20 protein-coding genes are annotated in these 22,111 nt (G+C 63.1%); 15 read left to right on the top strand and 5 right to left on the bottom strand.

Annotation, left to right across the window (positions count from 1 at the left end; genetic code table 11):
- Positions 1-50 precede the first annotated feature (50 nt).
- Positions 51-488, bottom strand: coding sequence for an RNA pyrophosphohydrolase (locus DVR09_RS10645; RefSeq protein WP_234041614.1), 438 nt, complete (start codon positions 486-488; stop codon positions 51-53).
- A gap of 35 nt (positions 489-523) precedes the next feature.
- Positions 524-1,474, bottom strand: a complete 951-nt coding sequence (locus tag DVR09_RS10640; protein ID WP_115416906.1) for an alpha/beta hydrolase — start codon at positions 1,472-1,474, stop codon at positions 524-526.
- Between the two features lie 173 nt (positions 1,475-1,647).
- On the opposite strand from DVR09_RS10640, the gene DVR09_RS10635 reads away from it, so the two are divergent.
- The 7 genes from DVR09_RS10635 (at position 1,648) to DVR09_RS10605 (ending at position 10,082) form a co-directional block, all read left to right on the top strand.
- Positions 1,648-3,600 carry a 2-oxoacid:acceptor oxidoreductase subunit alpha gene (locus DVR09_RS10635; protein ID WP_115416905.1) on the top strand — a complete coding sequence of 651 codons (1,953 nt, stop codon included), beginning with the start codon at positions 1,648-1,650 and terminating at the stop codon, positions 3,598-3,600.
- Positions 3,597-4,631, top strand: a complete 1,035-nt coding sequence (locus DVR09_RS10630; protein WP_115416904.1) for a 2-oxoacid:ferredoxin oxidoreductase subunit beta — start codon at positions 3,597-3,599, stop codon at positions 4,629-4,631. The genes DVR09_RS10635 and DVR09_RS10630 overlap by 4 nt, the downstream gene beginning before the upstream one ends.
- A gap of 43 nt (positions 4,632-4,674) precedes the next feature.
- The gene (locus DVR09_RS10625) at positions 4,675-5,058 is read left to right on the top strand and encodes a GxxExxY protein (protein ID WP_115416903.1); all 384 of its coding nucleotides are present in this window, start codon (positions 4,675-4,677) and stop codon (positions 5,056-5,058) included.
- A 30-nt stretch (positions 5,059-5,088) separates the two neighbouring features.
- Complete coding sequence (locus DVR09_RS10620; RefSeq protein WP_115416902.1) at positions 5,089-6,057, top strand: metal-dependent hydrolase; 969 nt, start codon at positions 5,089-5,091, stop codon at positions 6,055-6,057.
- A 124-nt stretch (positions 6,058-6,181) separates the two neighbouring features.
- Positions 6,182-7,588, top strand: a complete 1,407-nt coding sequence (locus DVR09_RS10615; protein WP_115416901.1) for a cryptochrome/photolyase family protein — start codon at positions 6,182-6,184, stop codon at positions 7,586-7,588.
- 41 nt (positions 7,589-7,629) lie between these two features.
- Complete coding sequence (locus DVR09_RS10610) at positions 7,630-8,877, top strand: SAM-dependent methyltransferase (protein ID WP_115416900.1); 1,248 nt, start codon at positions 7,630-7,632, stop codon at positions 8,875-8,877.
- Positions 8,874-10,082 (top strand): serine hydrolase domain-containing protein, encoded by a 1,209-nt coding sequence (locus tag DVR09_RS10605; protein ID WP_115416899.1) that lies wholly within the window; start codon positions 8,874-8,876, stop codon positions 10,080-10,082. The genes DVR09_RS10610 and DVR09_RS10605 overlap by 4 nt, the downstream gene beginning before the upstream one ends.
- A 27-nt stretch (positions 10,083-10,109) precedes the next feature.
- Here DVR09_RS10605 and DVR09_RS10600 read toward each other — a convergent pair whose 3' ends face one another.
- The 3 genes from DVR09_RS10600 to purF all read right to left on the bottom strand — a co-directional run bounded on the left by DVR09_RS10600 (position 10,110) and on the right by purF (position 12,752).
- Entirely contained in the window at positions 10,110-10,457 is a 348-nt protein-coding gene (locus DVR09_RS10600) for a PilZ domain-containing protein (RefSeq protein ID WP_115416898.1), read from the bottom strand.
- Positions 10,458-10,569: 112 nt separating this feature from the next.
- Positions 10,570-11,280 (bottom strand): SDR family NAD(P)-dependent oxidoreductase, encoded by a 711-nt coding sequence (locus DVR09_RS10595; RefSeq protein ID WP_115416897.1) that lies wholly within the window; start codon positions 11,278-11,280, stop codon positions 10,570-10,572.
- Entirely contained in the window at positions 11,280-12,752 is a 1,473-nt protein-coding gene (purF, locus tag DVR09_RS10590) for an amidophosphoribosyltransferase (RefSeq protein WP_115416896.1), read from the bottom strand. Before purF ends, DVR09_RS10595 begins: the two co-directional genes overlap by 1 nt.
- Positions 12,753-12,923: 171 nt before the next feature.
- On the opposite strand from purF, the gene DVR09_RS10585 reads away from it, so the two are divergent.
- The 8 genes from DVR09_RS10585 (at position 12,924) to DVR09_RS10550 (ending at position 22,108) form a co-directional block, all read left to right on the top strand.
- Positions 12,924-14,165, top strand: coding sequence for a lipoprotein-releasing ABC transporter permease subunit (locus tag DVR09_RS10585; RefSeq protein WP_115416895.1), 1,242 nt, complete (start codon positions 12,924-12,926; stop codon positions 14,163-14,165).
- Positions 14,158-14,832, top strand: a complete 675-nt coding sequence (locus DVR09_RS10580; protein WP_115416894.1) for an ABC transporter ATP-binding protein — start codon at positions 14,158-14,160, stop codon at positions 14,830-14,832. The genes DVR09_RS10585 and DVR09_RS10580 overlap by 8 nt, the downstream gene beginning before the upstream one ends.
- A 47-nt stretch (positions 14,833-14,879) precedes the next feature.
- A complete protein-coding gene (locus DVR09_RS10575; RefSeq protein WP_115416893.1) occupies positions 14,880-15,158 on the top strand; it encodes a hypothetical protein in 279 nt (92 codons plus the stop codon).
- Positions 15,159-15,240: 82 nt separating this feature from the next.
- Positions 15,241-15,750, top strand: a complete 510-nt coding sequence (locus DVR09_RS10570) for a hypothetical protein (protein WP_115416892.1) — start codon at positions 15,241-15,243, stop codon at positions 15,748-15,750.
- Positions 15,751-15,756: 6 nt separating this feature from the next.
- Complete coding sequence (locus DVR09_RS10565; protein ID WP_115416891.1) at positions 15,757-16,236, top strand: glutathione peroxidase; 480 nt, start codon at positions 15,757-15,759, stop codon at positions 16,234-16,236.
- 177 nt (positions 16,237-16,413) lie between these two features.
- Entirely contained in the window at positions 16,414-19,905 is a 3,492-nt protein-coding gene (gene dnaE / locus DVR09_RS10560; RefSeq protein WP_115417905.1) for a DNA polymerase III subunit alpha, read from the top strand.
- Between the two features lie 129 nt (positions 19,906-20,034).
- Positions 20,035-21,633 carry a long-chain fatty acid--CoA ligase gene (locus DVR09_RS10555; RefSeq protein WP_115416890.1) on the top strand — a complete coding sequence of 533 codons (1,599 nt, stop codon included), beginning with the start codon at positions 20,035-20,037 and terminating at the stop codon, positions 21,631-21,633.
- Between the two features lie 40 nt (positions 21,634-21,673).
- Positions 21,674-22,108: a DUF1330 domain-containing protein gene (locus tag DVR09_RS10550; protein WP_115416889.1), complete on the top strand. Its 435-nt coding sequence runs from the start codon at positions 21,674-21,676 to the stop codon at positions 22,106-22,108.
- Positions 22,109-22,111 lie beyond the last annotated feature (3 nt).

Below are 22,111 nucleotides of genomic sequence, written 5' to 3'. Positions count from 1 at the left end.
CATATTCTGCACTAGCGCCCCGGGGCTCCCGCCTTCGGGAACGCCTGCATTCAGACCAGTTCGCGAAATGCCTCGACCACCGCGCGGTAGACCCGCTTCTTGAACGGCACGATCAGCTCGGGAAGCTGCTCGGGTTCGGCCCATTTCCAGTCGCAGAATTCGGGCGGGTTGTGCGCTTCGAGATCGATGTCCTCATCCGCGCCCGAAAAGCGCGCGAGATACCAGACCTGCTCCTGCCCGCGATACTTGCCGCCCCACAGCTTGCCGATCAGCTCCTCGGGCAGGTCGTAGCGCACCGGCTCATCCATCGCCTTGAGAATCGTGACATGCTCCGCCCGCGCGCCGGTTTCCTCGGCCAGTTCGCGCAGGGCCGCGTCCTCGAGGTCTTCGCCCTCGTCGACGCCGCCCTGCGGCATCTGCCACCAGTCGCCTTCCTTGTTGTCGATCCGGCGGCCGACGAAGACCTTGCCATCGCCATTCACCAGCATAACGCCCACGCAGGGACGGTAACCGAGCGTTTCGCTCACCTATATCGCTCCACCATCAATTTCGTCGCATCGAGGAAAGCCTCGAGATCGTTCTGGCCGCTCGGTATCGCTTTTCTCAGCGTGGTAAAGCCATGAATGATGCCGGGGAATTCGAGATAGACCACTTCCGTGCCGAGTTGCACCAGATGCGCGGCGTATTCCCGACCCGAATCGCGCAACGGATCGAGCCCGGCGGTGCAAACGACCGTCGGCGGGGTGTTCGAGCAATCGCCGACCATCGGCGTATGGCGCGGATCGCTCGAATCGCCGCCATACTGATCGGTGAACCATGCCATCGCGGCGCCGGTCAGCAGAAATCCCTCGGCGAACATCGCCAGGCTGGAATGCTGGGTGACGTCGGAAGCGACCGGATAGATCGGCGCTTGCACGATCACCGGCACTTCCGCCGGATCGTTCATCAGCTGGTTGGTGGTGACGATGGTGAGATTGCCGCCCGCGCTGTCGCCGGTGATGACGAGGCCGGTGATCTCGCGCTCCAGTTCCCCCGGCGACGAGGCGACCCAGCGCGCGGCGGCCTCGCAATCGTCGGGCGCGGCGGGGAAGGGATGTTCCGGCGCGAGACGATAATCGACCGAAACCACCGGTAGGTCGAGATGATGCGAAATCTCGGTGCACAGCGCGTTGTAGACTTCGAGATCGCCGATCACGAACCCCCCGCCATGGAGGAACAGCACACATGGGGAGGGGCCACGCTCGGCCTTCACATCGTAGAACCGGATCGGGATCGGACCGGACGGGCCAGGGCACGTCAGGTCCTTCTGCACGGCCATGGCGCGCGGCTCGGCTTCGGCGACCGCGCCGACCATCCGCATCTGCTGACGGCCTTCCTTCGCGCCGACTTCTTCGACTCCCTTGCCGCCCATGGCTTCGAGCATATCGAGGAATCCGCGCACATCGTCGCGTACATAATGTTCGGTATCGGCCATCGTCTCTCTCCAAATTCGTTGCTTTTCGATACTTACCGTGTTTGCAGTGCTTTTCCATGCGGCTTTTTTGGCCTAGCAGAGAAACTTCATTGCGAGAGGATGGGGCGCGGCTTAGGTGGCGCTTCCCATTGGAAACGGCGCCGAGAGAGACGGCGCAGACAAGGAATTCACGGATGGCAACAGCCGCCACCGCGCCGGAAAACGGCCTCCCCGCAACTCCCGAAAGCGTCGTCGTGCGCTTCGCCGGCGACTCCGGCGACGGGATGCAACTCACCGGGGGGCAGTTCACCTTGTCGACCGCGCTGGCCGGCAACGATCTGGCGACCTTCCCCGACTTTCCGGCAGAAATCCGCGCGCCGCAGGGCACGTTGTTCGGGGTATCGGCTTTCCAGATCAATTTCGGCAGTCGCGAGATCAACACTGCGGGTGACGCGCCAGACGTGTTGGTGGCGATGAACCCGGCGGCGCTCAAGGTGAACCTCGCCGCATTGAAGCCCGGCGGGCTGATCATCGCCGACACCGGCGCCTTCACAAAGCGCAACCTCGACAAGGCGAAATACGACGCCAACCCGCTGGAGGACGACAGCCTCGCCAAGTTCGACGTGCTCGCTTTCGACATCAGCGAAAAAACGATCGAGGCGGTCAAGCCCTTCGGCCTTGGCAACAAGGATGCGCTGCGCTCGAAGAACATGTGGACGCTGGGCCTGGCGCTGTGGATGTTCGACCGTCCGCGCGAGCCGATCCACGACTGGCTGAAGGCCAAGTTCAAGTCCAAGCCCGATATCGCCGACGCCAATATTGCCGCGCTCGATGCGGGCCATGCCTATGGCGAGACCGCCGAACTGGCCGGGCCGCTGAAGCAGCTCCATGTCGATCCGGTGCCAAGCGCGCCGGGCCTCTATCGCACCGTCACCGGAGCCGAAGCGGTCAGCCTCGGCCTCGTCGCGGGGGCGCAACTGGCCGAATTGCCGATGTTCTTCGGCGGCTATCCGATCACACCCGCTTCGGCCATCCTCCACCACCTCGCGCGCTTGAAGGAATTCGGCGTCACCACCTTCCAGGCGGAAGACGAGATTGCCGCGGTCTGCGCCGCCATCGGGGCGAGCTATGCGGGCCAGTTGGGGGTCACGTCCTCATCCGGTCCCGGCATTGCGCTCAAGACCGAAGCCATCGGCCTCGGCATCATGACCGAGCTGCCGCTGGTGATCGTCAATTCGCAGCGTGGCGGCCCCTCGACCGGCTTGCCGACCAAGACCGAGCAGAGCGATCTCTACCAGGCGGTCTATGGCCGCAATGGCGATGCGCCCATGCCGGTGATCGCGGCGAGCAGCCCGTCCGATGCCTTCGAAGTGGCGATCGAGGCGTGCCGGATCGCGGTCGAATACATGACCCCCGTCATGCTGCTGACCGATGGCTATATCGCCAATGCTGCCGAACCGTGGAAGGTGCCCGACCCGGCCGACTTCACGCCGTTCCCGGCCAGGTTCCTCGACCGGCCGAACGCTGTCGATGAGGGCGGCGACGAGACCTTCCTGCCCTACAAGCGCGATGCGAAGGGCGCGCGCCCCTGGGTCAAGCCCGGCACGCCCGGCCTGATGCACCGCATCGGCGGGATCGAGAAGCACGAGCTGACCGGCAATATCGATTATTCGCCCGACAACCACCAGCGCATGACCGATCTGCGCAAGAACAAGGTGGAAGGTATCGCGGTGCCCGACCAGGAGGTCTGCCTCGGCGAGACCTCGGGCAAGCTGGCGGTGGTCGGCTGGGGCAGCACCTATGGCCCGATCCACCGCGCGGTCGACAATGCGATCCGCGAGGGGCTCGATGTCAGCCATATCCATGTGCGCCATATCTGGCCGATGCCGAAGAACCTCGGAGACCTGCTCAAAGGCTTCGACCATGTCCTCGTGCCCGAAATGAATACCGGCCAGTTCAAGACCGTGCTGCGCGATCAGTTCCTTGTGGACGCCCAGCCGCTGACCAAAACCAGCGGGCAGCCATTCCAGATTGCCGAACTCGAAGAGGCGATCGGCAAGTATTTCGACGGCGTGGCAGGCAATACCGGTGGGCAGGTCCCCGCCAACGACCAGCAGCTTCCGAGCACTGAAGGAGGTGCAAAATGAACGCACCCGTTAAGATCGAAACCACGCTCAAGGACTGGGAAACCGACCAGGAGGTTCGCTGGTGTCCGGGTTGCGGGGATTACGCCATTCTCAAGGCCGTGCAGCGCACGCTGCCGCAGCTTGGGGCCGACCCGAAGAACACGGTGTTCATATCCGGCATCGGCTGTTCGAGCCGCTTCCCCTACTATGTCGAAAGCTACGGCTTCCACACCATCCATGGCCGTGCGCCTGCCTTTGCGACCGGCGCGAAGCTGGCCAACCCCGATCTCGATATCTGGCTGGTGACCGGCGATGGTGACGGATTATCCATTGGTGGCAACCACTTGATGCACGTTCTTCGCAGGAACGTGAACATGCAGATCATGCTTTTCAACAACGAGATCTACGGCCTTACCAAGGGTCAGGCCTCGCCGACCAGCCGCGAGGGCACCAAGTCGCCTTCGACCCCGATCGGCAGCTACGATCATCCGGCACGCCCGGCAGCCTTCGCGCTGGGTGCGGGCGCGCGCTTCGTCGGGCGCGGCTTCGACGTGTCGAAGCATCTGCCCGACGTGCTCAAGGCCGCCCATGCGCATCAGGGCGCGGCTTTCATCGAGATTTTCCAGAACTGCATCGTCTACAACAAGGACGTGTTCCACGATTTCGCCGCGCCCAAGGGTGCGGAGGATCAGCAGCTCTGGCTCGAAAACGGCAAGCCCATGCTGTTCGCCAAGGACACGAAGGGCATCATGCTCAACCGCGAGAAGCTGTGTCTCGAGGTCGTTGATGTAATCGACGGCGATTGGGAAAGCGCGGGCGTAATCGTTCACGATGTCACCAACCGCTCGATCGCTCACATGCTGGTCGAAATGCCCTTCGGCCCGTTTCCGATGGCGCTGGGCGTGCTTTACGACGATCCGCGTCCGACTTTCGAGGACGCGGTAATCGCCGAACGCAAGAAGGCGAGCGAGGGCAAGGATGCCAACCTCGCCAAACTGCTTGGCAAGGGGCAGACCTGGACCGTCAGCGGCACGGCGCAGGATCCGGTCTGATATCGAGGTTCACGCGAAGGCGCAAAGGCGCGAAGGGGACAGCGTGAAGATCGAAGAACTGGCAAGTATCGCTGTCGATTGCGGGTTCAAGTTGCACAAGGATCTTGGTCCGGGATTGTTGGAATCGGTTTACGCAGTCCTCCTGGCTGAAAGCTTGCGCGAGCGTGGGCTTTCGGTTGCGCGCCAAGTTCCACTTCCGATCAAATACAAGGGCGTTGTCGTCGACAACGCATTCAGGATCGATCTGCTTGTCGAGGACAGGCTGGTGATTGAGCTGAAATCAACCGAGCGCGACAGCGCTCTATACCCCAAGCAATTGCTCACCTACCTTCGCCTTTCGAACCGATCCCTGGGCCTGCTGATGAACTTTGGGCAGGAAACCTTCAAACAAGGCGTCCAGCGCGTCGTGAACAACCATCCTTCTTAGCGCCTTTGCGCCTTCGCGTGAGAAAACCCGATGGATAACCTCACCCATTCCCTCGTTGGCGCGCTGATCGGGCAGGCGGGGCTGAAGAAGAAGACCGGGCTTGCCATGCCCGCGCTGATCATCGGGGCGAATCTGCCCGATGTGGATGCGGCGTGTTTCTTCTGGCTCGATGGCGTGGAACATCTCGGTTTCCGGCGCGGGATCACGCATGGACCGATCGCCTGGCTGCTGCTGCCGCTGGTGCTGGCGGGCCTGCTCTATGGCTTCGACCGCTGGCAGGCGAAGCGCGGCACACGGCCGAAAGAGAGGCTGCCGGTCAATTTCAACTGGCTCTATTTGCTGAGCTTTATCGCCTGCCTGACCCACCCGGCGCTCGACTGGCTCAACGTCTATGGCATTCGCCTGCTCGAGCCGTTCTCGAGCCGCTGGTTCTATGGCGACACGCTGTTCATCATCGATGTCTGGCTCTGGGCGCTGCTGGGCTTCGCGACGTGGTTCTCGCTGAGGCGTGAGAAGCGGGGCGGGGAGTGGAAGCGGCCGGCGCGCCTGGCGATCATGGTGGCGCTGGTGTATATCGGGCTGAACGGGGCGATTACTGCCAGAGCAGAGCGCGCATTCGAGAACTGGTTTCTCGGTGTTGGTTTGGTCGAAGAGCAGGTCATTGCTAGCCCTTTGCCATTATTGTTCTGGGATCGGGAAGTGCTGGTGTACGGACCCAGCGCGGGCTGGCATGAGTTTATCTACCCTGCAGATAACCATGCAAATGGCGAAATGCGGCCACTGGGTGAAACCACCTGCAACTTGGATGCCGCTGTTGAGCAGGCCGTCCCGGGAAAGGAGCTGGAAGCCTTCCTCTTCTGGTCACGCGCACCTTTCGCCGAACGTGCGCCGGATGGTTCGGTGATCCTGCGCGATGCCCGTTTCTACGATCCGCGTGCGCGCGACCGCTTCTCCGTCGCGCTGCCCGATGTGAAGTGCGAGGAACTTCCCGCCAATTAGGCTCGTTCGAGATCCAAGCTCCCCTCCCTTGAGGGAGGGGCTGGGGGTGGGTGTTCGACACGTGCTGCCAGCGCCGTACACCCCCACCCGGCCTCCCCCTTGAGGGGAGGGGAAAGTCGAGGCAATGTCCGAACCCCAAATCGTCTGGCTGCGGCGCGATCTGCGCATGGCGGATCAACCCGCGCTTCATGCCGCCGCGCAGGCCGGTCCCGTCATCCCGGTCTATATCCTTGATGACGAGCGCGCGGGCGATCACGCCTATGGCGGGGCGAGCCGGGTGTGGCTGCATCATTCGCTCGATAGTCTCGGCAAGTCACTGGGCCGCCGCCGCTCGCAGATCGTCCTGCGGAAGGGCGATGCGCCGCAGATTCTCGCATCCATCGCCGACGAGGTGGGTGCCAGCTGCATCCATGCCATCCGTCATTATGAGCCGTGGTGGAAAGAAGCCGAGGACGAACTGCGCGATGCTCTGCACGATCTCGGGGGCGAGGACCGCAGGCTATGCCTTTACGATGGCAATTACCTGCTCCCGCCCGGCAGTGTGACGACCGGATCGGGCGATCCCTACAAGATCTACACCCCGTTTTCGAAGGCCATGCTCGAGGTCATGCCCCCGCGCGACCCACTGCCCGAGCCTGAGACGATCCATTCGCCCGAAAGCTGGCCCGAAAGCGACGATCTGGGCGATTGGGGCCTGCTCCCGAGCAAGCCCGACTGGGCAGGCGGAATCCGCGGCTTCTGGCACTTCGGCGAAGCGGCCGCGCATGACCGGCTGGGCTGGTGGACGGATGAAGTGGCGGACTATGACGAGGGCCGCAACCTGCCCTCGGACGACATCACCTCGCGCCTGTCCCCGCATCTGCATTGGGGCGAAATCAGCCCCGCGCAGGTGTGGCACAAGCTCAAGGACAAACGTTCCGACGGCTGGAAGACCTATGCCAAGGAAGTGATTTGGCGCGATTATGCGCAGAACGTGATCGACCAGTTCCCCGAATACCCGCGCGAGAGCTATCGCGACTATGACGAGCGGACACTGTGGCGGAACCCCAATGCGGGGCACCTGATCCGCGAAGACCTCGAATGCTGGCAGAAGGGCATGACCGGCTACCCCATCGTCGATGCCGGGATGCGCCAGCTTTGGCAGACCGGCTGGATGCACAACCGCGTGCGGATGATCTGCGCGAGCTTCCTCGTCAAACACCTGCTGATCGACTGGCGCTTCGGCGAGCAATGGTACTGGGATTGCCTTGTCGATGCCGATTACGGCAATAACGGCGTCAACTGGCAGTGGATCAGCGGGACCGGCGTCGACAGCAATATGTTCAGCCGGATCATGGCGCCGCTGACCCAGAGCGAGAAGTTCGATGCGGCGGGCTATATCCGCGAATATGTTCCCGAACTTGCCGAACTGGGCGACAGCGAAATCCACGATCCGCCCGATGAGAAGCGCGGCGACTATCCGGCCAAGATGATCGGCCACAAGGAAGCGCGCGAACGGGCGCTGGAGGCTTACAGGGCCAGCAAACCGTAGCGGACTTGTCGCCTCTTTCCCGGCGGGCCATAGGCAGGGGGATGGAGATGCGGACAAGCCAGCGCGGACGCGACCTTCTCGACGGAGCGAAGAGCTTCGCGCGCAAGCCCGGCATGTTCGCGCGGCTGATCGCACCCGGTTTCGACAAGATCCTCGACCGGATCGACGCGGCGCTGGCTACGGGCGCGATCCATGCCATTTTGCCCGATGGCGGTCGAAGAACGCTTGGCGGGCGTTCGCCGGGCTTCGAATGCACGGTTGAATTGCGGAGCTGGAGCGCGCTGCTCCGCCTCGCCACCAATGGATCGATCGGCTGGTATCAGGCTTGGGAGGCGGGCGAATGGGCCAGTCCCGACCCGGTCCCGCTGTTCGCGCTGTTCATGGCGAACGGCAGTGAATTGGGCGACACCGGCCGTGCGCGTGGGCCATTTCGTCTCGCGGCGCGTTTCGCGCACTGGCTCAATCGCAACACCCATGCGGGCGCGCAAAAGAACATCGCCGCGCATTACGATCTCGGCAATGATTTCTACGCGGCCTGGCTCGATCCCACGATGACCTATTCGTCGGCCCTCGATGTCGCCGATGATGGCCTCGAAGCCGCGCAGCGGCGCAAATGGGATGCTCTGGCCGCGCGGCTCGGCAAGCCCGCCAATGTTCTGGAAATCGGCTGCGGCTGGGGCGGATTGGCCGCCATGCTGTCCTCGCGAGGGATTACTGCCACGGCAATCAGTCTTTCCGACGCCCAGCTCGCCTGGGCGCGCGAGCGCCATCCGGGGGTCGATTTCCGCAAGCAGGATTATCGCGACACGGCGGGCCAATACGATGCCATTGCCAGCGTCGAGATGGTCGAGGCGCTGGGGCGCGAATACTGGCCGACTTTCATGGATTGTATCGCGCGCAACCTCAAACCCGGTGGGCGCGCGGCAATTCAGTATATTTCCATGCGCGACGATCTGTTCGAAGCCTACGCAAAAAGCGCCGATTTCATTCAGGCCTATATCTTTCCGGGTGGGTTGCTGATCCGCACCAGCGAGTTCCGCCGCCTGGCCGAGGAACGTGGGCTTGCCTGGCAGGATCAGCACGATTTCGGCCTCGACTATGCCGAAACGCTGAAATGCTGGCGCGAGAATTTCGATGCGGCCGAACGCAAAGGCCGCCTGCCGCAGGGTTTCGACACGCGCTTCGGCGATCTGTGGCGCTATTATCTGATGTATTGCGAAGGCGGGTTCCGCGGGGGCGGGATCGACGTCCACCAGGTCACGCTGGTGAAACAGGGAGAGAGTCAATGAAGGGGTTTTGGATTTCGACCGCGGCACTGGTGCTGTCGGGATGTGCTGGCGCTTACGATAGCGCGCCTGTTGGCGAGGTTACGGTCGTGCCGCCAGCGGTCACGCAATCCATGCCCGAACAGATGGCGAGCATGGATCCGGGCGATTCGATCCTGTTCTGGAGCGATGAACGCCGCTCGGCCGCGTTTCGCGACATGGAGGGGCTGTTTCCCGGCCTCGAAGTGGCGCCCGCCGCCAAAACGCGCGTTTTGCCGCGTGCGGGCGAAAATCTTCCTGTGGCCCTGCAGGCTGAAATCCGCGCCTATATGGCGCAAACGCAGGCCGCCGGCGTGATGGCGCTCAAGAATGGCGAGGTGGTGTTCGAGGATTACGGCCTCGGTTTCGGCCCGACCGGTCGCTGGACCAGCTTCTCGGTCGCCAAGAGCTTCACCTCGACGCTGCTCGGCGCCGCGATCGAGGATGGGGCGGTGGACAGCGTCGATACCCCCGTGACCGATATCATCCCCGCGCTTGCCGGGACGGCCTATGACGGTGTCAGCGTCGGCCAGATCGCCAGCATGACCTCGGGCGTTGCCTGGAACGAGGACTATACCGATCCCGACAGCGATGTCGCCAAGATGCTCGCCATCGCGCCGGTCGCCGGGGAATCGCAGGCGGTGACTTATGCCCGCACCCTGACGCGCGAGGCGCCCGCTGGCGAAAAATGGGTTTACAAAACGCTCGAAACCAATCTTCTCGGCCTGATCGTCGAACAGGCGACCGGCCGGCCGCTCGCTGCCTATGCGGCGGAAAAGATCGTCGAACCCGCAGGTTTCGCAGGCGGTCTGTTCTGGATGCAGGACCTGACCGGCGGCAATATCGGCGGCTGCTGCTTGTCGCTGCGCCTGGCCGACTATGCCCGCATGGGTCAGTTCGCGCTCGAAGGTGGCAAGGGTGTCGTGCCCGAGGGCTGGTTTGCCAAGGCCGGTTCGCCGCTGGTCGATTTCGGTGAACGGGCGCCGGGCTTCGGCTATGGCTATCAATGGTGGACCTATCCCGGCGACACCTATGGCGCGCAGGGCATTTTCGGACAGGCGATCACCATCGTGCCGGAAGAGAAGCTGGTCGTCGCCATTGTCAGCAACTGGCCGACAGCCACGAGCAGCGACCATCGCGCCGGTTTCCGCGACCTTGTCGGCAAGATCGCCGAGGCACTCGACGACTGAGCGGACGGGAGCGGGGCTGCGCCCCCGTCAGTAGGCGCGATAGGCATCCTCTCCGCTATAGCGGGCGAGGATGCTGTCGTGCACAATCGGGCTCAGCAGTTCGCTGAAAGCGCAGCCGACCATGCAGTTTTCCCACCAGATCACCTGTGCCTGAAGCGATTCGAGACCTGCCAGGGTAAGCCAGCATAGCTGGCCTTCGTGCATGCGGTTGAGCGCGGCGGCTGAAAAGCCCGAGATCGAGAGGTCGTGAACCACGGTCCGGAACGCGCGCCCGCCGCTCGGCCGCAATTGTCCTGGAATGGTCAGCCTGGTTCGCGGGGCGCAGCGATCCTCCTGCGAGGCTAGCGTATAGGGATCACTCGACCGGTGGATCATGGTTGGCGCCCTTCCTCGATTCGGTGCGACTCAAATCGCCCGGAGGCAACCGGGGCGATTCGCCATGACTCACCCAATCGGAGTTGAGAAGTCCTGACCGCGCTTGGTTAACCTATCCCTCGACGCGCTCGCGATGGAAGCCCTCGAAACCGTCGACCAGCAGTTTCACCAACCGATCGGCAACAACCGACGGTTCCTTCACCGTCTGCGGGTCTTCGCCGGGATAGGCCTTGGCGCGCATGGCGGTACGGGTGGCCCCCGGATCGATCAGCGCGACGCGGACCTTGGAGATTTTTTCGACTTCCTGGGCATAGCTTGCCAGCAGGTTGTCGAAAGCGGCCTTGGTGGCGCCATAGGCGGACCAATAGGCGCGCGGCGTCGCCCCCACGCTGCTGGTCAGGCCGATCACGCGGCCCGCATCGGCACGTTTGAGCAGCGGGTCGAAATTGGCCAGCAAGGCCTGCGTGGCGAGGAAATTGACCGTCAGGGCCTGGCTGAGCTGCTTGCCGTCGATTTGGGTTACCGGGGTGAGCGCGGGCAGATAGGCCCCCGAAATGACGAGGAAATCGAGCTTGTCCCAGCGCCCGGAAATGGCCGAGGCGAGGCGGGCGATGCCATCGTTTTCGTTAAGATCGACCGGCGCAATCGTCGAGGCTCCGCCAGCTTCGTGAATTGCATCCTCGACCGATTCGAGCGCGCGGACATCGCGCCCCGTCAGCACGACGTGGGCACCGGCGGCCGCCAGTGCTTGCGCGGTAGCCGCACCGATCCCCTTGCTCGCCCCGGTGACAAGGGCGAGGCGATTTTCGAGTGGTTTCGTCATCAGGCGACCTGTTCGGATGGGAATGCGAGTTTGTGCTGCTTGTCTTCGCGCCGCGCCATGTCGGTCAGCGAGGTCGGATAATCGCCGGTGAAGCACGCGTCGCAGAATTGCGGGCAGGCCGAATTGCGGGGCTTCTCGCCCACGGCGCGATAGAGACCGTCGATCGATACGAAGGCGAGGCTGTCGGCCCTGATGAATTCGCGCATCGGTTCGACATCCATGCGCGCGGCGAGCAGCTTGGAGCGTTCGGGCGTGTCCACGCCGTAAAAGCAGCTATGCGCGGTCGGCGGGCTGGCCACGCGAAAATGGACTTCGATAGCCCCGGCATCGCGCATCATTTCGACAATCTGCATCGATGTCGTGCCGCGCACGATGCTGTCGTCGATCAGAACGATGCGCTTGCCCTCCACCAGAGCGCGGTTGGCATTGTGCTTGCGCTTGACGCCCGCGTGGCGAACGCCGTCGCTGGGCTGAATGAAAGTGCGCCCGACATAGTGGGAGCGGATAATGCCAAGCTCGAACGGAATGCCCGATTCCTGCGCATAGCCGATGGCTGCGGGAACGCCGCTATCGGGCACGGGGACCACGAGATCGGCTTCGACCGGTTTCTCGCGCGCGAGTTCGGCGCCGATAGCCTTTCGTGCTTCGTAGATGCTGCGCCCGTCGAACACCGAATCCGGGCGGCTGAAATAGACATGTTCGAAAATGCAGGGACGCGGGGCGTGATCGCCGAAGGGATGGAGCGAATCGATATTGCCGTCGAAATCGACCTTAATCACCTCGCCCGGTTCCACCTGCCGCACGAACTGGGCGCCGACCACGTCGAAGGCCACGGTTTCGGACGCGAAGACGGTGGCATCGCCGATCCGGCCCATCTGTAGCGGACGGATGCCCAGCGGGTCGCGGCAGGCGATCATACCCTCGGGCGTCATCACGATCAGCGCATAGGCACCCTCAAGCAGGCGCAGTGCATCGATCAGCCGGTCCATGATCGTGGGATACCGGCTGGTCGCCACGAGGTGGATGATGACCTCGGTGTCGCTGGTAGACTGGAAGATCGAACCGCGGCGTACAAGGTCGTCGCGCAGCACGCCCGCATTCGAGATATTGCCATTGTGCGCCACCGCGAACCCGCCGCTGGCAAGGTCGGCGTAAAGCGGCTGGACGTTGCGCAGGCCCGCCCCGCCGGTGGTGGAATAGCGCACATGACCCGCCGCCATCGTGCCGGGCAGCTCGGCAATGGCTTCCTGGCTGGAAAAATTTTCCGCCACATGGCCAAGTCCGCGGCGAGTGAAGAATTCGGCGCCGTCGAAACTGGTGATGCCGGCGGCTTCCTGGCCGCGGTGCTGGAGAGCGTGGAGGCCGAGAGCTGTCGCGGCTGCCGCATCGGTCGCGTTGATTGCGCCGAACACGCCGCACTCCTCGCGCAGCTTGTCGCCATCCTCGTCGAGAAACGGGTGGGTGAGGTTCATCGAAAGGCCTGTCTGCCGCGACTGATCGGGATGGGGGTCCCAATGGCGATGTTACGGCCCGATTACAAGGCCGGTGCGATGGATGGCCCAAGGAAAGACACGATTTCATTGCGCAGCAAGGCGTGGCTGCCTAAACGCCCTTCCAACGCACCGCCAGATACAAGGGCTGTCTTGATCCTCTCTCCTTTCGAATGGACCATCGCCAAGCGCTATTTGCTTCCGGGCAAGGGCGAGGCTTTCATTGCGCTGGTCGCCAGCATCTCGATCGGCGTTGTCATGCTCTCCGTCGCCATGCTGGTCGTGGTGATGAGCGTGATGAACGGCTTTCGCGCCGAATTGCTCGACAAGATCGTCGGGTTGAACGGCCATGCCATCGTGCAGGCTTATGGCGGTCGGCTCGACGATTGGGAGAACGTCCTCGCGAGAGTCGAGGAAACGCCGGGGGTGGTCAGCGCCTCGCCCTTGATCGAACAGCCCCTCTTGACGAGTTTCAACGGGCGGGTCGAGGCGATCCTCGTGCGCGGCCATACACGGCAGGATTTGCAGGAATTCTCCACCAAGGCGATCAGCGGGAATTTCGATGCGCTGCAGCCAGGTGCGAGCAAGGTGGCGATCGGGGTGCGTCTGGCGGAAAATATCGGCGCGCGGGTCGGCGATACGATCACCATCATCAATCCTCAGGGCCGCTCGACTCCCTTCGGCACCGTCCCGCGCCAGGTGGGCTACGAAGTCGCCGCGATTTTCGAGGTCGGCGTGTTCGATTACGATGGCGCTTTCGTGGTCATGCCGATGGAAGATGCGCAGACCCTGCTGCTGATCGGCGATACAGTCGGTATGATCGAGGTGACGGTAGAAGATGCCGACCGCGTCGGAGAAATCCTCGATCCGGTCCAGAGGGCGGTTCAGGGCAGAGCGGTCGTGTCAGACTGGAAGACGATCAATTCGACCCTGTTCGAGGCGCTTCAGGTCGAACGCGTGGCGATGGCTTTCGCACTGAGTTTCATGGTGTTGGTTGCGGCATTCAATATCCTTTCGAGCCTGGTCATGCTGGTGCGGGCCAAGACGCGCGATATCGCCATCATGCGGACCATGGGGGCGACGCGGAAAAGCCTGATGAAGATCTTCGTGACGACGGGCTTCACGGTGGGGGCGATCGGAACGGTGGCGGGCCTTCTGCTCGGTTTCGTCATCCTGACCTTCCGTCAGCAGATCGTCACCGGGATCGGCTATCTCACGGGCGTCGAACTATGGGACCCGCAGGTCCGTTTCCTGACCATGCTGCCGTCCAAGACCGACCCGGTCGAGGTCGGGATGATCGTGCTGCTGGCGCTGGCCCTCAGTTTCCTCGCCACGCTCTATCCTGCCTGGAAAGCGGCGAGCACGGACCCGGTACAGGTGCTGCGCTATGAATAGGCCGGTCGTCGAACTGAAGCGGTTGACCCGCAGTTTCGAGCAGGGCGGGGTGCGCATCGACGTGCTGCGCGGCGTCGATCTTGCGATCCGGCCGGGCGAGATCGTTGCGCTGCTAGGTCCTTCGGGCTCGGGCAAATCCACGCTCTTGCAGGCGGTCGGCCTGCTCGAAGGCGGGTTCGGGGGTGAGATCGTCATCGCGGGCCATTCGGCGGAGAAGTCGGATTCGCGCGCTCGCACCGTGCTGCGCCGCGAACATCTCGGCTTCGTTTACCAGTTCCACCATTTGCTGCCCGATTTCGATGCGCGCGAGAATGTGGTGCTGCCGCAGCTCGTGGCGGGTAGACCGCGAGTCGAGGCCGAGGCACGTGCCGAGCAGTTGCTCGTCGCACTGGGGCTCGAACACCGGCTCGACCACCGGCCCAGCCAGCTTTCGGGCGGCGAACAGCAGCGCGTCGCCGTGGCGCGCGGTCTCGCCAACAAGCCCGATCTCGTCCTGGCCGACGAGCCGACCGGCAATCTCGACGAGGCGACGTCGGACAAGGTGCTCGCGCAACTCCTCGATCTCGTCCGGGGCGAGGGCAGTGCCGCGCTGATCGCAACCCATAACGAGCGGCTGGCGCAGAAAATGGACCGTATCGTCCGCCTTCACGAAGGCGTGCTCGAATAGAGGACCCGCAAGCGCTTTCGCTCGTTGGTCGGGCAAAGGAGATTTGCATGACCGACCATCCGAGCACTTTCAAAGGCGACCCGAGCCATAGCGAAGGCATTGAGTGGGACGACCGCGCCAGCCTCCATCGCACCGGCGATGGTGACGGCGTGCTGGATGCGGCCAAGGGTCTGCGGAGCGGCACCTTCGCCGACCTGATCCGTCACGTGATGCTGATGCCTGCCGAAGAACGTGGGGATTACTACATCGAGAAAGCGGGGGACCGCGAGTACCACGTCGACGAGATCGTGAGCCTTTCGAAGCGCGACGATTTCCCGCGCTCGTAGGAGCAGGTTGGTCCTCGGTCGATAGTCGCTCGCCGGACGGTACGGCCCGGTATAACTTGGCGGGATCAGGGGAGAATTGACCATGCTGACCGCCGCGCTCGCGATTGCCTTCGCACAGGCCGCCGCACCTGCCGTCCCGCCACCACCGCAACCGCAATGCGAAGGCGCGAACCACGAAGCCTTCGATTTTTGGGTCGGCGAGTGGGAGGTGTTCCCCAATGGCAGCGACCAGCAAGTGGCCAACAGCCGTATCGAAAAGGTAAGCGCGGGCTGCGCCATCCGCGAGACCTGGATGCCCTTTCAGGGACGCGGTGGGAGCAGCTTGAGCGCATATGACCCCACCACCGGCGGCTGGCACCAATTATGGGTCGGTGGTACGCCGGGGCGCGTGTTCTTTGACGGGGGCGCGGTGGACGGCGCGATGGTGCTGACCGGCTATTGGGGCAAGGGTGCGCAAGGCGATCGCATGCTCGTGCGGATGACCTATACGCTTGAAGAGGACGGCAGCGTACGACAATACGGGCAAGCGAGCGCGGATCATGGTCGTACGTGGTCGGATGCTTTCGACTACGTATACCGCCAGAAGGAATAAACCGCCGTGACCACCATTGCCGATTTTACCGTCGCCACCAACACGGGCGACCAGCTCGATCTGAAAGAGAAACTCGGCAAGGTGCTGCTGGTGGTGAACACCGCCAGCAAATGCGGTTTCACCCCGCAATATGACGGGTTGGAGGAGCTGTTTCAGGATTACAAGGACAAGGGCTTCGAGGTCCTCGCCTTTCCCTGCAACCAGTTCGGCAATCAGGAGCCGGGAGACGCGGACGAGATTGCCGAATTCTGCAAGGTCAATTTCGGCCTCACCTTTCCGCTGATGGCCAAGGTCGACGTGAACGGCGACGACGCCAGCCCGCTGTTCGACTGGATGAAGGGCGAAAAGCCCGGGCTGATGGGGTCGCGCGCGATCAAATGGAACTTCACCAAGTTCCTGATCGACCGCGAAGGCAATGTCGTGAAGCGCTATGGCCCTGCCGATGCGCCCAAGACGATCGCCAAGGATATCGAAAAGCTCCTCTGACGTCTCGATAGTCATTGCGAGGAGCCGCAGGCGGAGCCGACGACGGCCTCCGGCCACCCGGCAATCCAGATAGGGCAGACCTGGACTGCTTCGCTACGCTCGCAATGACTGTGTGAGCTGAAAATCCTGTGGATGCGCCCCTTGGCCGACGAAGGCGCAATCCGCATATTGCCGCCCATGTCCTTCAAGCCCTTCGTCCCGTTTCGTATCCTCTCGGCCTACACGATGCTGGAAGGCGCGATCGATCCCAAGGCGATGGCCAAGCTGGCGAAGGAGCGCGGATTTCCCGCCATGGCGATCGCCGACCGCAACGGGCTCTATGGCGCGGTCATGTTCGCCAATGCCTGCAAGGCGGAGGGCATTCAGCCGATAATCGGCACGCTGCTGGGCGTTGCGCGCCCATCACGAGACGAGGGGGCGGAAGGCAAGCAGGTCGACTACCTGCCGCTCTACGCGCAGGACGAGGCCGGTTACGACAATCTCTGCCATCTGGTTTCCAAGGCGCATCTCGAACGGCCGCTCGAATATGATCCGCATGTGCGGATGGAGGGCCTCGAGGGCCATACCGACGGGCTGATCGCCTTTACCGGGGCGAGCGAAGGCGGCGTTACCCGGCTGCTCGCCGAAGGACAGCAGGACCATGCCGAAGCGCTGCTCGACCGCTTGCAGGCGCTCTTCCCGCACCGGCTCTATATCGAGCTTGCCCGCCGCGGGAACGAGGTGGAAGAGCGCGCGGAGGCCGCGCTGGTCGATCTTGCCTATGCGCGCGACCTGCCGCTGGTGGCGACAAACCCTGCCAATTTCGCCGAACCGCATATGCACAAGGCGCATGACGCCATGCTCTGTATCGCCGGGTCGACCCATGTCGATGCCGAGGAGCGGGCGCGGTCCAATCCGGAAAGCTTCGTCAAGACCTATCACATGATGGACGAGGCCTTCGCCGATCTGCCCGAAGCGGTCCAGAACACGCTCGTCGTGGCGCAGCGCTGCGCCTATGCGCCGCCTTATCGCAAGCCCATCCTGCCCAGCCTTGCCGGCGATCTCGAGGGAGAGGCGCGCATGCTGGAAGAGGACGCGCGCAAGGGTCTTGAGGCGCGCCTCGAACCCTATGGCGCGATGAGCGAGGAGGAGCGCCAGGTCTATTTCGACCGGCTCAAGTTCGAAGTCGACATCATCAACCAGATGGGTTTTCCCGGTTACTTCCTGATCGTTGCCGACTTCATCAAATGGGCCAAGGACCACGACATTCCGGTGGGGCCGGGCCGTGGTTCGGGTGCGGGCAGCCTGGTGGCCTGGGCGCTGACGATTACCGATCTCGATCCGATCCAGCTCGGCCTGCTGTTCGAACGCTTCCTCAATCCCGAACGGGTTTCGATGCCCGACTTCGATATCGACTTCTGCGAAACGCGGCGCGGCGAGGTGATCCGCTACGTCCAGCAGAAATACGGGCACGACCATGTCGCGCAGATCATCACCTTCGGTAAGCTGAAAGCGCGCGCCGTGCTGCGCGATACGGGCCGTATCCTGCAGATGAGCTACGGCCATGTCGACCGGCTGTGCAAGATGGTGCCCAACCACCCGACCGACCCGTGGACGTTGCCGCGCGCGCTCAACGGTGCGGCCGATTTCAAGCGCGAATACGACAATGACAACGAGGTGAAGCGCCTCGTCGATCTGGCGATGCAGCTCGAGGGCTTCCCGCGCAACAGCTCGACGCACGCCGCCGGCGTGGTGATCGGCGACCGTCCGCTGGCCAAGCTGGTCCCACTTTACCGCGATCCGCGTTCGGACATGCCAGTGACGCAGTACGACATGAAGAATGTCGAGAGCAGCGGCCTCGTCAAATTCGACTTTCTCGGGCTGAAGACGCTGTCGGTGCTCAAGAAGGCGGTCGACCTGCTCAAGCGGCGTGAGATCGATATCGACCTGTCGCAGCTCCCACTCGACGATCCCAAGGTCTACGAGCTGATGAAGGCGGGTAACACGGTCGGCGTGTTCCAGCTCGAATCGGAAGGCATGCGGCGTACGCTGACGGCGGTGAAGCCGACCAATTTCGGCGACATCATTGCGCTCGTCTCGCTCTATCGCCCGGGTCCGATGGACAACATCCCGCTGTTCGGCAAGCGCAAGGCGGGCGAGGTGCCGATCGAATATCCGCACGCCAAGCTCGAAGGCATCCTCGCCGAAACCTACGGCATCTTCGTCTACCAGGAACAGGTCATGCAGGCCGCGCAGATCCTTGCCGGATACTCGCTCGGCGATGCCGACCTGCTGCGCCGCGCGATGGGCAAGAAGGTCCAGGCGGAAATGGACGGGCAGCGCCAGCGCTTCGTCGATGGCTGCAAGGAAGTCAGCGGGATCGAGAAAGCCGAGGCCAACGCGCTGTTCGACTTGATCGACAAGTTCGCCGGATACGGCTTCAACAAGTCGCACGCCGCCGCTTACGCGCTGCTCGCCTACCAGACCGCCTGGCTGAAAGCGCATTACCCGGAAGAATTCTACGCCGCCTCCATGTGTTTCGACATGCACCAGTCGGAAAAGCTGGCGGTCTTCGTCGACGATGCGCGGCGCAGCGGGATCAAGGTTCTGCCGCCCTCACTCAACCATTCGGAAGCCGAATACACAGTCGAGCAGACCGACGACGGCTATGCCGTGCGCTATGCGCTGGCTGGCATTCGCAATGTCGGCGAACGGGCGATGGAAGCGATTGTGGAAGAGCGCGAGGCTGCGGGCAAGTTCGAGAGCCTGAAGGATTTGTTCGAGCGTCTGCCCAAGGGTTCGATGAATTCGCGCCAGCTCGAAGCGCTGATCAGCGCAGGGGCATTGGACGAGTTCGAGCCCAACCGCGCCAAGCTGATGGCCAATACCGATATGCTGCTGGCAGTCGCCGATGCGGCCGAGCGCGAGCGATCGAGCGGGCAGGCGGGGCTGTTCGGCGGGGAGGATGCGGCGGTGGAGGATACGCTGCGTTTGAAAGACGCCGAAGACTGGTCACTCAGCGAAGCCCGCAATCGTGAAAAGGAGAATATGGGCTTTTCGTTCAAGGAACATGCGACTGCGGCCTATCGCGAAATCGCCAGTGCGCAGGGCGCGCGTTCGCACGCTTCGCTGATGGCGGGCGGTGTGCCGGGCGGCGGGCGCATGGGCGCGGTGATGGCGGTGCAGGTCGAAGGCGCGAACAAGGGCACGACCAAGCGCGGCAAACCCTTCATCCGCGCCGATTTTTCCGACAGTTCGGGCCAGTTCAGCGCGGCTTGTTTCGAAGAAGGGCTGGTCGATAAATTCCTCGAATGGGCCGAGAACGGCACCTGCGTGAAGCTCGATGTCGAACTCGACAGTCCGAGCCCGGACGAACCGCCGCGGATCACCGTGCGCGGCGCGGTGCCGCTCGAGGCGGTGAAGGGCAGCATGGCGATGCTGCTCACGCTCGAGGTGGAGAGCGTCGATGCGCTCACCCAGCTTGCGCTGGAATTGGGTGCGGACGACACTGGAGGCGATGAAGTGCTCGCCACATTGCTCACCGGCGATCCGACACCACCTGTCATGCGGTTGGGGCGAACATTTTCTATCGACGGAGACGTGGCCGAACGCTTGGCAAGCGTGCCCGGTCTTGCCAAGGTGCAGTTGACCGCGCGACGGGGGAAGGCAAACTTGCGCCTCGTTGCCTGAAAACACAGTCATTGCGAGCAGAAGGCGACGCAATCCATCACCCGCCATCGCTCGCGACGGCGATGTTTGAAGCTGGATTGCCGCGTCGCCTTCGGCTCCTCGCAATGACCGAATTGGAGAGGAGAGAGTATGCCGCTTGGCGCGATGCAGGACTGGAACATGCGGATTTCGCATGTGATCGATCACGCAGCCCGGGAAGCCCCCACCCGAGAAATCGTTACCCGCTGGGCCGATGGCAGCGAAACCCGCACCGATTGGGCAGGCATTCATCGCGACGCGCGGAAGATGAGCCAGGCGCTTCAGGCGCTGGGCCTGGAGAAGGGCGACAAGGTTGCCAGCCTCGCGATGAACCATGCGCGTCATCTCGTAAGCTGGTTCGGCGTCGCGGGGATGGGCGGCGTGCTGCACACCTGCAACCCGCGCCTGTTCGAGGACCAGCTCGAATACATCGTCAACCACGCCGAAGACAAAGTCATGCTCTACGATGCGGCCTTCCAGCCGATCGTCGACAAGATGCGCGACAAATGGCCGACGGTCGAACACTATATCTGCTTCGATTCGGGCGAGCATACGACCAGTTTCGAAGACTGGATCGGCGCGCAGGATGGCGATTTCGCCTGGGTCGACGGCGACGAGCGCGACCCCTGCATGATCTGCTACACCAGCGGAACCACGGGCCATCCCAAGGGCGTCCAGTACGAACACCGCTCGACCATGCTGCACGCGATTGCCGGGTTGCAGCCCGCGGCGTTCAATTTCAGCTCCTCCAGCGTGATGCTGCCGGTCGTGCCGATGTTCCACGCGGCGAGCTGGGGCCTGCCCTATGCCGGGGCCATGGCAGGGATCAAATTCGTCTTCAGCGCGGTGAACGATCCCGCCGTGCTCGACGAGGTCATGAAGACCGAAGGCGTCACCGATTCCGCCGGTGTGCCGACCGTATGGCTGGCGCATTTCCAGTATTGCGATGCCAACGGTCTCGACCTGCCCAAGCTCAAGGCGGCGACGATCGGCGGCAGCGCCGCGCCGCGCTTCATGATCGAGCGGCTGATGAAGAACGGCACCCGCGTCCAGCACGCCTGGGGGATGACCGAAACCTCGCCCATCGGCACGGTTGGCGGGCCGACCGGCAATTGGGACGAACTTACCTTCGATGAGCGGGTCGAGAAGACGATGAAGCAAGGTCGCCCGATTTTCGGCGTTGAACTGCGCACCGTCGATCTCGACGATCCGGCAAAGGTGTTGCCGCGCGATGGCAAGACATCGGGCGCGCTGCACATTCGCGGACCATGGGTGGTGAAGCGCTATTTCAAGGCCGAGGAAGACGCGATCGACGCCGATGGCTGGTTCAATACCGGGGACGTGGCGGTCCTCCATCCCGACGGGACGATGCAGATCACGGACCGGACCAAGGATGTGATCAAGTCGGGCGGCGAGTGGATCAGCTCGGTCGAGCTGGAGAATGCCGCCGTCGGCCATCCCGCCGTGGCCGAAGCCGCAGCGATCGGCATGCCGCATCCCAAGTGGGACGAACGGCCCGTGCTGTTCGTCGTCCGCAAGGAAGGGCAGGATGTCGGCGCCGAGGATCTCATCAGTTTCCTTGCCGACAAGGTCGCCAAATGGTGGTTGCCCGATGCGGTCGAATTCGTCGACGACATTCCGCACACCGCCACCGGCAAGATCAGCAAGAAAGACCTGCGCAAGCGGTTCAGCGACTATACGCTAGGATGACGGAAATTCCTTCCCCAACCGGAGAGATCGGGAGGAGTTTATGACCGACAGCTACATCGATCCGAGCCCGGCCAATTTTCAGGCATTCAAGGACCTGCCGCGCGACGAGCCGATCCACATGCTCAACCTGCTGCTCTACCGCGACCTCGCGGAATATCCCGAAGGGCATGAGCATCACGGCAATGGCTGGAGCGGACGCCGCGCCTATGAGGAATACGGCAAGACCAGCGGCCCGATCTTCCGCCGCGTGGGCGGCGAGATCGTCTGGCGCGGGGCGTTCCAGACAGTGGTGACCGGCCCCGACGCAATGCGCTGGCACGATGGTTTCGTGGCGCAATATCCCAATGCGGGCGCCTTCTTCGAGATGATCAAGGATGCCGATTACCAGCAGGCGGTCGTCAACCGCACGGCGGCGCTGGCGGATAGCCGTCTTGTGCGGTTCGAGCCGGGAGCAGCGGGCGAGGGGTTCGGCTAGGTC

Origin of the sequence: Erythrobacter aureus (assembly GCF_003355455.1) — a bacterium.
Taxonomy (GTDB): Bacteria; Pseudomonadota; Alphaproteobacteria; order Sphingomonadales; family Sphingomonadaceae; genus Qipengyuania; species Qipengyuania aurea.
The sequence above is the reverse complement of the archived record's forward strand: the minus strand, read 5'-3'. Positions and strand labels throughout refer to the sequence as shown.